The organism is Parasphingorhabdus sp., assembly GCF_036964675.1.
Lineage (GTDB): Bacteria > Pseudomonadota > Alphaproteobacteria > Sphingomonadales > Sphingomonadaceae > Parasphingorhabdus.
In genome coordinates, this window is sequence record NZ_JBALTF010000011.1 from 1 (window position 1) to 12,306 (window position 12,306).

Consider the following 12,306-nt stretch of genomic DNA (forward strand, 5'->3'; position numbering starts at 1 on the left):
GGGCTAGTCATCCGCCTCGCCGCCGGCATCGATGGCAAAATGTTCGGCAACCAGGGCCCGGATATCGATCCTGACTTTCAGCCGCGCCGCGAGCAGCGCCATGCCGCTGATTTTGCGCTGCACGAACAGCAAATCGGTCGGCGGGATATGCCACGCCGCCTTGTCTGCCGCCACATCCATGGTCTGATCGCGCAATGTGCCGACGAAACCACGATCGCCAAAATCGAACCTGCCGGGGCGATTGAGTTCGCCGACAACGACATCAATCATCCTGTCGATCCGGTCGCGATGTCTGGTGATTGCTGCCGCGCCGACAAAGCCGGTTGCCTGCGCTGCCTCTCGCACCCCGTCGCGATCACCATTGAGGGCCGCGATGATCAGCGTCCGGTAACCATCAGCCAATTTGGCATCAATCCGCCTGGTCGCGCCAAAGTCGAGCAGCACAAGCTTTCCTGTTTCCGGTTGATAGCGATAATTGGCGAAATTGGGATCCGACTGAATGATCCCGAATTCAAATATTTCCCGCATCACCAGCTTGAACAGCAAGCGCATGGCTGCGTCCCGGATTTCCTGCGGCGCATCCACCAGAGTCTCGATCGCCTTGCCCTCGACAAAGCTCATCGCCAGCACCTGATCGGTGGTAAATTCATCATCGAGAAGCGGAATGACATAATCGGGCGCTTCCGCAAGCAGCGCGCCGAACTTGCTCAAATAACGACCTTCCCGGACATAATCAGCTTCCTGATGGAGCTGCTTCTTGGCCTCGGCCAACAGCGGCGCAATGTCCAATTCACCCGGCAACAGATTTGAAAGCCGCAACAAGGTCGCGACATTGTCTACATCCGCATCGATGCTTGCTCTTACGCCGGGATATTGAACCTTTATCGCCAGGTCGCGACCGTCGGGTGTCTTTGCCCTGTGGACCTGACCAATGGATGCTGCCGCAATTGGCGTGGCTCCAAAATGCGCAAATCGCTTGCGCCAATCCCGTCCCCATTGCTCCTGCAATACGCGCTGCAATTGCTGGGGCGGCATCCGGTGGGCATTGTCGCGCAGCCGCGCCATGATCTCGGTCAATTCTGGCGGAAGCATATCTCCCGCATCCAGCGAGATCATTTGTCCGAGCTTCATCGCCGCCCCGCGCAAATGCGACAGCCGGTCAGCGACCCTGGCCATATTGCCTGGCGTGAGCATCATGTCGCGCATCGCCGGGCGTTCGCCATCAGCCAGTCGCCGCGCACCTTCGGCAATCATGCCGCCCGCCACCCCACCGGCCAACCGGCCAAAATGGCTCAGGCGGGAAAATCGGCTGTGCGGGACGGCTCGGTTCTTGTGATCGCTGCTATTGTCAGTCACTATCTTACCATCCCCGGCTTCCCGGCACGCCTTTGAACGGGCCAGCGAGATTGCTGGTTATCCAGCCACCGTAAAAATCACCGGGCTGCGGGATCGCGGTTTCACCGTTGACACTGCACCGGTCAAACGGTCCGGCATAAAAAGCGACATGATCTTGCAAGATCAGAAAGTCTGCGCTGGGGCTTGGATAGCTCCAGCCAATGCGCGGCAATATGCTGTCGCCGATGACCACATCCCAATAGACTGCCGCGCCTTTCCACTCGCAAAAGGAACTGCCCTCCGCCCGGCGCAGCAGTCCGGGCGTAATATCCGATACCGGAATATAATAGCTGGGCGGATGGCTGGTCTCGAGCGTGCGCACACTGTTGCGGGTATTGGCGACAATCTGTCCGCGATGTTCGATCATGATCCGGGCCGGGCAAGGCTCGGCAACCGCCGGACGGGGATAGTGCCAGACGCTCTCTTGTCCGGGTTCGATCGGATCTGGTTGCGGCATCATGTCGGTAACCGCCTGCCAGCATAGCGGACTGTAATCTTGTTCATATTGTTCTTCTCGCCCATTGGGACATATTGCGAACTGCAATCATCTTGGTGAAAGCCCAGCCTCCAAACGCTCGGCGGACCGAATTTTCCTGGTCCTCCCTGTGACCTTATTCCGCGCAAGGCCATACGGCTGAAAGACCTATGTTATGAAAATTGCTATTGTTGGTTCAGGCCTGTCCGGCCTCGCCTGTGCGGACCAATTGGTTGCCGCCGGCCATCGGGTCAGCCTGTTTGACAAGGCCCGCGGGCCGGGAGGGCGAATGTCGACGCGGCGGCTGGACACGGTCGTTGGCCAGGTCAGCTTTGACCATGGGGCGCAATATTTTACCGCCCGCGATCAAGCCTTTCAAACAGTGGTCAACCAATGGCAGGATAACGGCATAGCGGCCCGCTGGCCCGGCGCTGGTCCGGACGCATGGGTTGGCGTGCCGGCGATGAACGCGCCGATCAAGGCGCTCGCCGCCCGGCATGATGTCACATGGTCGCTGCGCATAGATGGCTTGGTGAAAAATGATGATGGCTGGCAATTGCAAAGCGACGGCCAGATCATCGAGACCTTGTTTGATAACGTCATTCTTGCCATTCCCGCCGAACAGGCCGCTGATTTATTGGCATCGTGGGACAAGGATTTTCTGGCGGTCGCAGCGCACACGGTTTCTGCCCCCTGCTGGACATTGATGCTGGCCTTTGCCGAATCGCTGCAGACGGACAAAATAGCCGTTAGAGACGATCCCGTCATTGGCTGGGCTGCGCGCAATTCCGACAAACCCGGTCGGACAGGACCGGACAGCTGGGTCATTCAAGCCTCCCCGGACTGGTCTCTGGAACATCTGGAAGACAGTCAGGACCAGGTTATCTCGATATTGTCCGCTCGTTTGGCGGATATTTTGGGTGTTGCGCTGCCCGATCCACTGGTCGCATCCGCGCACCGGTGGCGCTACGCCCGATCGGGCAAAGCAGATCAAAACGCGCTCTATAACGAGGATTTGAAAATGGGCGTTTGCGGAGACTGGTTGATCGGTCCGAGAGTCGAATGTGCCTGGCTATCCGGGACGGCGCTGGCCAGGATAATCCTTGCCTAAAGCGCTGCCAGGGCGAGTGTGGTTACGCCCAGACCGGCAGATAATATTATCCGCAGGCGGAGCATCCAGTCCGGCATTATATTCAGGCGGTTCAGCCTGACATCCACCCACAGGGCTGCGATCAGGGCAATGCCAAGCAACGCCAGCGACGGGCCAGGCCAGGTTGAGCCGATCATCCAGGGGATGCCGCTGACCAGCGCCAGCAGACTGGGCAGGACAGCGACGCTATACACCCATCGCGGCGCTCCCGGACTGGCAACCGCCAGGCCCCACCAGAAGCCACCGAGAAAGCTGAAGATCAGAGCCGCATATAGAAATGCTGCGCTCAGCGCGATGTAACGGGTGTTTTCGTCAAACACGGCGACCAGGCACAGGATTTGCGGCAATAGTCCGGCCAATCCGAGCAGGCGAGCGGAAGGAGGAAGTTTGGTTTGCACATGATTTCCCATTAGCGGACGCGGTTCTTGGTCACCTGGGGGGCTCAGCACTTTCGTCCAACAGCAGAATCACTTCATGGCCGGACGACCAAATTCCCCAGATGCTTTCCGTTGAATAGCATGAACAGGGCCTCGGGAAAATTATCTATTCCTTCGACCACATGTTCGGGCAGAACAAGGTCACCGGATCGCATCAAATCGGAAATTTCTCTCATCGCTTCGGGATATTTTGCGGCATGATGGCTGACCACAAAACCCTTCATCATCGCGTTTCGTTCGGCGAGCCGTAGATATAATTTGGGTCCACGCACATCCGCCAGATTTTGATATTGCGAAATCGCACCACAAATCACCACACGCGCTTCCGCAGCTGCCAGATTGTCGAGCACATGATCGAGAATTTCGCCGCCAACATTGTCAAAAAAGACGTTTACACCATCGGGAGCCGCCTGTTTCAGTTGCTCGCCAACATCACTATTCTTGTAATCAATCGCAAAATCGGCGCCGAGCTCATCAGTGAGATATTGGCATTTGGCCGGCCCGCCGGCGATGCCGATAACCCTCGCGCCCCGCATTTTTGCCAGCTGGACGACAATCGATCCGACGGCGCCTGCAGCGCCTGACACAACCACGACGTCATTCTCTTGCACTTCACCGACGGCGACCAGTCCAACCCATGCGGTCAAGCCTGTGGTGATGCCCAGAGGTCCGGCAAACGCGCTTGGTGCGATACCTTCTTCCGGAACAATCCTGGTCACGGCACTGTCGGGCAAAAGCGCAAAAGTTTGCGCCGACATAAGCCCATAGACCCAGTCACCGACCGCCAGATTGTCGCTGTTGCTCTCGACAATCTGACCGACACCTAGCGCTCGAATGGTGGTGCCAATCTCGCCAGCCTCATGCATCCCTTCATCGTTCAATGTCGTCCGGATCCAGGCGTCCATCGACAGCGTATCCACTTTCGCCACAATATGATCGGCGGGGATGGCGTCGATATTGACATCCTCAACACCGAAGTCATTGATGGTTGGCATGCCGTCAGGACGTTGCTTTATGAAGACTCTGCGGTTCTGGATAGTGATGGCCGAACTCCTGCCAAAAGATGAGGGATATCCGCTTGTTTATGATCATCACCATTGGCCGCAAGTAGCATTTTGAGTAGCTGCCCGGCTCGATCTTGATGTTCGAGTCCATTGCCAGATTTGCGGCACTTGCGGGCGATAGTTTGTAAGCCGGTTTATCCTGAAAGCGGACAGTGGGACCGGTGAAATTTCAGTAAAACTACGATCGAGCGACTCTATTCCTGGTCGTCAGCATCCATATCCTTCTTGCCGCACAGGCCATCGATTTGAGCCTGGCGCTTTTGCAAATAATATTCGCGCGCCGCGACATAGGGGTCGTCTGAATTCTGGACCTTTTCCAAATCCTCGTCAAATTCCACCCGTTTGTCCAGTTCGCGAGCAACGCCAGTTGGAACGGTGAAAGCAAGCTGGTTGAATGGTTTCCCAGCAAAATGCGGCAGCAAAAAGCCGTCCAATCCACCGCCGATCAAGTCGCGAACGCTCGTTGCGCCGACGATCGGCAGAAAGAGAAATGCCCCCGGTTTGACACCATAGCATCCCAAGGTATCGGCAAAGCCATTTTTACGCTGCGGCAAGTTGATCGGTTTCCGTCGGGCAATATCAAAAAGTCCGACCACGCCGATGGTCGAGTTTATTATGAAACGACCTGCGGTTTCTGCGGCCTTGCCGGGCTTGAGCTGCAGCAGGAAATTCACGAAGACTGCGGGTTCATGGAGGTTGTTTGCGAAATTCCGCAGGCCATTGCGGATCGGTTCCGGAACTGCTTTTTCATAAGCATCCGCGGTTGGCGCAACCACGGCTGCATCAATGGCTTGGGCGATGGCGTAAGATTCGACGTTGATATTCTGCAATGGATCGCCGGGCGTGCGGATTTGCCCGGTCACAACGATCACGCCAGCCTCTGGGCTTGCCGCCGCTGCCGGTTGCATCGGCTCCACCTGTTGCACGGGCGTAGTCATCTCATCCGGTGCCAAATGAGATGTTGCTGCGAGGGGCGTTGCTTCAATGGGGGTTGCTGGCAGCAGAACCAATGCAACGGCTGCGTCAGGCGCCGGCACTATCACCAGAATTTCTGTATTTACGATCGAAACCGGGCGATCCGGTACCGCTTGATCGCTCAACATCGGTGCCGCTAAAGCGTCGTTCGACGAAGCGATCTCCGACGGTGGAATGCCGTCAGAATATGCCGGTGCGCTGGCCAGTAGCAGCACACTTATTAAACCTGCCATGCTCATCCGCCCGCCCTTTTTATGCTTTTTGTCGACTTGAGGCCAGACTTCAGGCTCCGGATTATTGGTCAGCCGTCGCTGACGGCATCACCTGCAGATGGAATATTTTCACCCGCACCAAGCATGGTCCTACACGCAGAAAGCGCAAGAAAGGAAATTACATTTACGGCCAGGCATGATTGTTTGAAAATATCTGGCTCCTTTCCGCGGAGTTGCGGGCGCTAGCGCCGTTGGGCCGGGTTGAAAAAACTTCCAGTTCATCAACAAGATCACCTTCGGCCCAGGCTGCATTTGATGCCATTTCTCCATCTCTGGCAGCCATATATGCGTGGCAGGAAGCGAGCGAAGCCGTGAAAAGCTTGTTCATCATTCAGGTCGAAGGAAGGTTGAACGCGATCGCTGCTCTTGCAGCTGGTGCCGAAGCACGACCACCAATGTTGACGGTGGAGCGGGTGAAGGGAATCGAACCCTCGTCGTAAGCTTGGAAGGCTTCTGCTCTACCATTGAGCTACACCCGCATTTCCAGATCGACCGGATGGGCCGCTATTGCCACTGCTTTTGTGGTGCGTCAATCAGGAAAGGTCGAGATTTGCCTTTGTCCTTTGGTCTTGTTGAGCAAACCATAGGGCCACAACCTGTTGCTCCGTGTCGCTCATATGCAATCCCAGTTTCGAGCGCCGCCAGAGGACATCCTCGGCGGTGCAGGCAAATTCACGATCAATCAGCCAGCGGATCTCTATCTCATAGAGGCCAGCGCCGAATGGCTGGCCCATATCGGCAATATTCTGGATGTCCTTGAGCAGGATTGCGACATCGGTGCCATAGGCCCGCACCAGTCGGTGCAGGATGGACCGGTCGAGAAAATTCCACTGTTCGGCATATTGATCGACCAGAACATCAAAACCATCCGGCGCAAAATCACCCCCGGGGAGATGCGCCTCCTTGGTCCAGTCGTCGCCGTCAACATCCAGCGCTTCCGACAGCGTCCGGATCGCCTGCAGGGCCAGCACCCGATAGGTGGTAATCTTGCCGCCAAAGATCGACAGCACCGGCGCGCCATTTTCATTGTCATAGTCGAAGACAAAGTCGCGGGTGACCGTGGCGGCGCTGCGACTGTGATCGTCGAACAGCGGCCGCACGCCGGAATAGGTCCATTCTATGTCATCCGGGGTCACCGGTATCTCGAAATATTCGCTGGCCGCGTCGCACAGATAGGCAATTTCGCCATCGCTGATCTTGGCGTCGCCTTCGGCATAGCTCCAGGGTTCGTCGGTGGTTCCGATCAGCGTGTATTCGCCTTCATAGGGAATGGCAAAGATGATCCGGCCATCCTTGTTCTGAAAGATATAGCTGTGCTCACCCCGATATTTGCGCTTCACGACGATATGACTGCCCTTGACCAGACGCAGTTTCGCCGCATGGTTGCTGCGGTCATATAAGGCCGTGACCGGATCAACCCAGGGGCCGGCGGCGTTCACCAATATCTTTGCCTGTTCGGTTATTGTCTCACCATTCTGCTTGATTTGCAGATCCCAGTGATCCGCATCGCGCTGCAGTCCCACGCATTCTGCACGGGTCCGGATGTCGGCACCCCGATCTGCGGCATCACGGGCGGTCAGCGATACGAGCCGGGCATCCTCGACCCAGCAATCGGAATAGGCGAATCCCTTTTTCAGCCGCTTTTGCAGCGGGTCGTCGCGACGGTCCTTCCGCAAATTCAGGCTCTTGGTGGCTGGCAATATATCGCGGCCGCCAAGATGATCATAGAGGAACAGGCCGAGACGCAGCAGCCAGGCCGGACGCATGCCTTCGTCTACCGGCAGAACAAAGCGCATCGGCCAGATGATATGCGGGGCCGCGCGCAGCAGGACTTCCCGTTCTTTCAACGCCTTGCGCACGAGGTTGAATTCATAATGTTCAAGATAGCGCAGGCCGCCATGGACCAATTTGGTGCTGGCCGACGAGGTATGCGATGCCAGATCGTCGCGTTCGACCAGCAGGACCTTCAATCCCCTGCCCGCTGCATCGCGCGCAATTCCGACGCCATTTATGCCGCCGCCAATAATGGCCAGATCATACATCGCAGCCGTCATAAAGTAACCGGCGATTCGCGCAATGCTGCAATGCAATATATCCGGCTATGGCTTGGCTTTTGCTTGCCTTTTGGATGCCAGCTTATAGCGTGGAATGTAGAAAAAGGAGCGGATGATGTCGGCACAGCATATATTGGTCATCGATGAAGGAACGACGTCGACGCGGGCGATGCTGTTTGGCGTCGACGGTAAATTGCAAGGCTCGCAGCAGGAAGAATTGCTGCAATATTATCCAGCGCCCGGCCTCGTCGAGCATGATGCTGTCGAAATATGGGACAAGACGCTGCGCTGCTGTCAGAAAATGATCGAGCAAGTCGGCGGCGCCGACAAGATTGCCGCCATTGGCATTGCCAATCAACGCGAAACGGTGGTCGCCTGGGACAAGCGCACCGGCGAGCCGCTTTGCAAGGCGATTGTCTGGCAGGATCGCCGGACCGCAAAAACATGCGACCGGATGAAAGCCGAGAGTCTCGAGCCGATGGTCCAGGCGAAAACCGGCCTGCTGCTCGACCCCTATTTCTCCGGCAGCAAAATCGGCTGGATGCTTGAAAACTGGCCAGAGGTGCGCGCTGCGGGAGATAATCTGGCCTTTGGAACGATCGAATCCTATCTGATCTACCGGCTGACCGGCGGCCAGCATGTCACCGACGCCAGCAATGCCAGCAGAACGATGCTGTTGGCGCTTGATGGCAATGACTGGGATGACGAACTGCTGTCGCTGTTCGATATTCCGAAACAGGCACTGCCGCAGATTGTCGACTGCGCCGGCGAACTTGGCACCACTGCCGCGGACTTGTTCGGGAGCAGCATCGCCATTGCCGGTTCCGCTGGCGATCAACAAGCGGCGACCATCGGCCAGGGATGCCTGGCGGTGGGCCAGACAAAGGCTACCTTCGGGACCGGCGCCTTCGTTCTGACCAATAGCGGAGACACGCCGCCGCAGTCGGACAACCGCCTGCTATCGACGATTCTCTATCAATATCAGGGCCAACGCATCTACGCCCTTGAAGGGGCCATTTTCGTCGCCGGAAGTCTGATTCAATGGTTGCGCGACGATATCGGCTTGCTGAAATTTGCGGGAGAGAGCGAGGAACTGGCGCGCTCGGTCGCAGATAATGGCGGCGTCTATCTGGTCCCTGCCCTGTCTGGCCTTGGTGCACCCCATTGGCGCGCCGATGCGACAGCGACCATCTCCGGCCTAAGCTTTGCTTCGAAAAAGGCGCATATCGCCCGCGCTGCGCTGGAATCGACGGCCTATCAATGCCAGGATCTGAAAACTGCCTTTTCCGCCGATGGTGTCGACTGGCACCGTCTGCGGATTGATGGCGGAATGGTGGTCAATGACTGGATGGTCCAGGATTTGGCCGACATATTGGATATCACGGTCGAGCGGCCGGAGTTTTTCGAAACCACAGCGCTCGGCGCAGCCATGCTCGCGGCGGTCGGATGCGGCATCTATCCATCGCTCGAGGCAGCCTCGGTGATGATATCGGGACTGGATGTCCATCAACCGGATATCGATCCTGAAACCAGACGTCTGCGTCTGGCGGGATGGAAGCAAGCCATAGACTCGGTTTTGGCGCGCTAGGCCCAGTCGGGGCATAAAAAAGCCCGCATGAAGCGGGCTTCTCTAAATTTTTATCGGCAACCGATGCTAAGCGTCGGAAACTTTCTTCTTTTTCTCGGCCTTCACGTCCGCCCAGATCGTCCGGTAGGACAGATAGGCGAGGATGGTCGCGATCAGCAGGAAGGCGAGAACCGCCCAGCCAGCTTGATGACGCTCTTCCAGCTTGGGTTCGGCGGTCCAGATCAGGAAAGCGGAAACATCGGCTGCCATCTGATCAATGCTGGCCTTGGTGCCATCGGAATAGCTGACCTGGTCTTCAACCGCCAACGGTGGTGCCATCGCCAGGTTCAGGTTCGCAAAATAGGGATTATAATGCAGTCCCGGTCCCGGTTGGTTGGCTTCCGGCAGATTGGCCGGTGGATCGATGTAGCCGGTCAGCAGGGAGTAGACATAAGGTGCGCCGCCTTCACGTGCCTTGGTCATCAACGACAGATCAGGCGGGATCGCGTTATTGTTGGCAGCGCGCGCAGCGATATCATTGGCGAATGGCAGAGGGAGTTTGTCCGCTGGCAAACCAGGGCGCGTGGTCATTTCCCCGGTATTCGGATCCGCGTCAGGAACGCCGATCGACCAGTTGGCAGCAATCGCCTTCACTTCGTCTTCATTATAGCCGATTTCTTCCAGATTGCGGAAGGCAACCAGACGGAGAGAGTGGCAAGCCGAGCACACTTCCTTGTAAACCTGGAAACCGCGCTGCAGTTGCTGGCGATCAAATTTGCCGAGCGGGCCGTCTGAAGCGAAGGATATTTCTTTCGCCTCTCTGTGGAACTCATGCTCCGCTGTTTCAGCAGGCGGATTTGAAAAATATTCAATTGCGCCCATGCCAGATGAGATCAACAGCCAGCCCGAAAAGAACAGGCCAATCAAGATTCCGATAATTCTTACCATTGCGACAGGTCCCTGTTTCTTAGCTGGCGGTTGTGAGTGGCTTGCCGGTTACCGATTCCGTAATACTGTTCGGCAAGGGCTCAGGCTTTTCCAACCGAGACAACAGCGGCAATATGATGAGAAAATGTGCAAAATAATAGGCGCTGGCGATCTGGCTGATCATCACGAAAGGTTCCGCTGCCGGTGCGCCGCCACAATATCCGAGCACCAAGATATCAACCACAAGAATGCCGAAGAAGATCTTGAACTTGGGCCGGAACATTCCGGAACGAACCGGTGATCTGTCCAGCCAGGGCAGGAAGAACCAGACCAGGATTGCAGAGAACATCGCCAGCACACCAAGCAACTTCGCCGGAATGAACAGGAAGTCGACGGTGAAGGCGCGCAGAATCGCATACCAGGGCCAGAAATACCATTCGGGAACGATATGAGCCGGCGTGGAGAGCGGGTTCGCCGGGATATAGTTGTCTGCATGTCCCAGAGCATTGGGCAGGAAGAACACCAATATCGTGAAGAAGATCAGCGCCACGCCGAGCGTCCAGCCGTCCTTGGCTGTATAATAAGGGTGAAACGGAACCGTATCCTGTGGCCCCTTCACATCGACGCCAGTCGGATTGTTGGAACCCGGAATGTGCAGCGCCCAGATGTGCATGATAATCACGCCGGCGATGACGAATGGCAGCAGATAGTGAAGCGAGAAGAAACGGTTCAGGGCTGCGTTATCCGGCGCAAAACCACCGAGCAACAGTTCCTGAATCGGCTTGCCGACCAGCGGGATCGCCTCGAACAGGCCGGTAATCACCTTGGCACCCCAGAAGCTCATCTGACCCCAGACCAGCGAGTAGCCCATGAAGGCGGTGGCCATCATCGCCAGGAAGATGAACACGCCGAGGATCCAAATGATCTCGCGCGGCGCTTTGTAAGAGCCGTAGAAAAGACCGCGTCCGATATGGAGATAGATGGCAATGAAGAAGAAGCTGGCGCCATTGGCATGGGCATAGCGGATCATCCAGCCACTGTTCACGTCGCGCATGATATGTTCGACCGAATCAAACGCAATATTTGCATTGGCCGCATAATGCATGGCCAATATGATACCGGTGACGATCTGAACGACCAGAAATATTCCGGCCAGAGAACCGAAGTTCCACATATAGTTCAGGTTGCGCGGGGTTGGATAGCCAGCGCCCAGACTATTGTAGATCAGCCGCGGAACGGGAAGTTTTTCGTCCATCCACTGACCGAATTCGGTTGATGGTGTATATTGTTTTGCCCAAGGAAAGCTCATTTTTCTCTGTCCTTTAGCCGATTTTCACGACGGTGTCTGATTGGAATTCATATTCTGGCACATCCAGATTTCTGGGCGCCGGACCTTTGCGGATGCGGGCTGCCGTATCGTAGCTCGAACCATGGCAGGGGCAAAAATAGCCGCCAAACTCGCCCTTGTTCTCGCCCTCGGCCGCACCCAGTGGAACACAACCCAAATGGGTGCAAACACCCAGAGTGATCAGCCAGTTTTCCTTGCCGACCTTGGTGCGTTCCTGCAGAGTCTGCGGATCGCGCAGCGATGAAATATCCACCGCATTGGCTTCCGTGATTTCGGTGTCCGTCAAATTACGGACAAACACAGGTTGCTTGCGCCACAACAGCTTTATCGCCTGTCCGCGTTCGATGGCGGACACATCAACTTCAACCGATGCGAGAGCGAGAACGTCCGCGCTCGGATTCATCTGATTGACCAACGGGAAAACGGTAGCAACCGCCCCGGCACCAGCGAAACTCACTGCTGCGATATTGATAAAGTCCCGGCGGCGAACGCCGCCTTCTTCTGCGACTGCCGTTTCAGCTGTTTCAACCGTTGCCATGCAAACAAGCCCTATGAATTAGTTATGACCCCCGCTGCCCGAATGTTCGATGCTGCTTAACAGCGATTTGAACAGGCAGTGATTTGCGCGCCTGATAGCCGTGA

The 12,306-nt window shown here is 56.5% G+C and carries 12 protein-coding genes and 1 tRNA gene; 3 read left to right on the top strand and 10 right to left on the bottom strand.

The features are described from left to right. Positions 1–3: 3 nt before the first annotated feature. Complete coding sequence (locus tag V7665_RS03460; RefSeq protein ID WP_335663140.1) at positions 4–1,356, bottom strand: ABC1 kinase family protein; 1,353 nt, start codon at positions 1,354–1,356, stop codon at positions 4–6. Between the two features lie 4 nt (positions 1,357–1,360). Further along, positions 1,361–1,855, bottom strand: coding sequence for a DUF427 domain-containing protein (locus tag V7665_RS03465; protein ID WP_335663141.1), 495 nt, complete (start codon positions 1,853–1,855; stop codon positions 1,361–1,363). Positions 1,856–2,045: 190 nt separating this feature from the next. Between V7665_RS03465 and V7665_RS03470 the strand changes: the two genes are divergently transcribed. After that, positions 2,046–2,981: an NAD(P)/FAD-dependent oxidoreductase gene (locus V7665_RS03470; RefSeq protein WP_335663142.1), complete on the top strand. Its 936-nt coding sequence runs from the start codon at positions 2,046–2,048 to the stop codon at positions 2,979–2,981. Here the strand turns inward: V7665_RS03470 and V7665_RS03475 are convergent. The 3 genes from V7665_RS03475 to V7665_RS03485 form a co-directional block, all read right to left on the bottom strand. Then, a complete protein-coding gene (locus V7665_RS03475) occupies positions 2,978–3,418 on the bottom strand; it encodes a DUF3429 domain-containing protein (protein ID WP_335663143.1) in 441 nt (146 codons plus the stop codon). The two genes, V7665_RS03470 and V7665_RS03475, sit on opposite strands and share 4 nt — an antisense overlap. A gap of 74 nt (positions 3,419–3,492) precedes the next feature. Beyond that, positions 3,493–4,500, bottom strand: coding sequence for an NADP-dependent oxidoreductase (locus tag V7665_RS03480; RefSeq protein ID WP_335663187.1), 1,008 nt, complete (start codon positions 4,498–4,500; stop codon positions 3,493–3,495). A gap of 215 nt (positions 4,501–4,715) precedes the next feature. After that, positions 4,716–5,729 carry an MlaA family lipoprotein gene (locus V7665_RS03485; RefSeq protein WP_335663144.1) on the bottom strand — a complete coding sequence of 338 codons (1,014 nt, stop codon included), beginning with the start codon at positions 5,727–5,729 and terminating at the stop codon, positions 4,716–4,718. A gap of 179 nt (positions 5,730–5,908) precedes the next feature. Here V7665_RS03485 and V7665_RS03490 point away from each other — a divergent pair, with 179 nt between their 5' ends. Then, the gene (locus tag V7665_RS03490) at positions 5,909–6,208 is read left to right on the top strand and encodes a hypothetical protein (RefSeq protein ID WP_335663145.1); all 300 of its coding nucleotides are present in this window, start codon (positions 5,909–5,911) and stop codon (positions 6,206–6,208) included. On the opposite strand, the gene V7665_RS03495 is transcribed toward V7665_RS03490, so the two are convergent. Continuing rightward, positions 6,174–6,247: transfer RNA gene (locus V7665_RS03495), tRNA-Gly, on the bottom strand. The two genes, V7665_RS03490 and V7665_RS03495, sit on opposite strands and share 35 nt — an antisense overlap. Positions 6,248–6,301: 54 nt before the next feature. Then, the gene (gene glpD / locus V7665_RS03500) at positions 6,302–7,822 is read right to left on the bottom strand and encodes a glycerol-3-phosphate dehydrogenase (RefSeq protein WP_335663146.1); all 1,521 of its coding nucleotides are present in this window, start codon (positions 7,820–7,822) and stop codon (positions 6,302–6,304) included. Between the two features lie 115 nt (positions 7,823–7,937). Between glpD and V7665_RS03505 the strand changes: the two genes are divergently transcribed. After that, the gene (locus V7665_RS03505; protein WP_335663147.1) at positions 7,938–9,410 is read left to right on the top strand and encodes an FGGY family carbohydrate kinase; all 1,473 of its coding nucleotides are present in this window, start codon (positions 7,938–7,940) and stop codon (positions 9,408–9,410) included. A gap of 66 nt (positions 9,411–9,476) precedes the next feature. Here the strand turns inward: V7665_RS03505 and V7665_RS03510 are convergent, their stop codons facing one another. Genes V7665_RS03510 through petA form a run of 3 tightly spaced genes read right to left on the bottom strand, consistent with a single transcriptional unit; the run spans position 9,477 to position 12,202 of the window. Next, positions 9,477–10,337, bottom strand: coding sequence for a cytochrome c1 (locus V7665_RS03510; RefSeq protein WP_335663148.1), 861 nt, complete (start codon positions 10,335–10,337; stop codon positions 9,477–9,479). 19 nt (positions 10,338–10,356) lie between these two features. Next, entirely contained in the window at positions 10,357–11,625 is a 1,269-nt protein-coding gene (locus V7665_RS03515; protein WP_335663149.1) for a cytochrome b, read from the bottom strand. 13 nt (positions 11,626–11,638) lie between these two features. Then, entirely contained in the window at positions 11,639–12,202 is a 564-nt protein-coding gene (gene petA, locus V7665_RS03520; RefSeq protein WP_335663150.1) for a ubiquinol-cytochrome c reductase iron-sulfur subunit, read from the bottom strand. Positions 12,203–12,306 lie beyond the last annotated feature (104 nt).

What these genes read in the sequence shown, in the direction of transcription:
- V7665_RS03465 (WP_335663141.1), bottom strand. Translation starts at nt 1,855, where the DNA reads ATGATGCCGCAACCAGATCCGATCGAACCCGGACAAGAGAGCGTCTGG.
- V7665_RS03470 (WP_335663142.1), top strand. Translation starts at nt 2,046, where the DNA reads ATGAAAATTGCTATTGTTGGTTCAGGCCTGTCCGGCCTCGCCTGTGCG.
- V7665_RS03485 (WP_335663144.1), bottom strand. Translation starts at nt 5,729, where the DNA reads ATGGCAGGTTTAATAAGTGTGCTGCTACTGGCCAGCGCACCGGCATAT.
- glpD (WP_335663146.1), bottom strand. Translation starts at nt 7,822, where the DNA reads ATGACGGCTGCGATGTATGATCTGGCCATTATTGGCGGCGGCATAAAT.
- V7665_RS03505 (WP_335663147.1), top strand. Translation starts at nt 7,938, where the DNA reads ATGTCGGCACAGCATATATTGGTCATCGATGAAGGAACGACGTCGACG.
- V7665_RS03510 (WP_335663148.1), bottom strand. Translation starts at nt 10,337, where the DNA reads ATGGTAAGAATTATCGGAATCTTGATTGGCCTGTTCTTTTCGGGCTGG.
- V7665_RS03515 (WP_335663149.1), bottom strand. Translation starts at nt 11,625, where the DNA reads ATGAGCTTTCCTTGGGCAAAACAATATACACCATCAACCGAATTCGGT.
- petA (WP_335663150.1), bottom strand. Translation starts at nt 12,202, where the DNA reads ATGGCAACGGTTGAAACAGCTGAAACGGCAGTCGCAGAAGAAGGCGGC.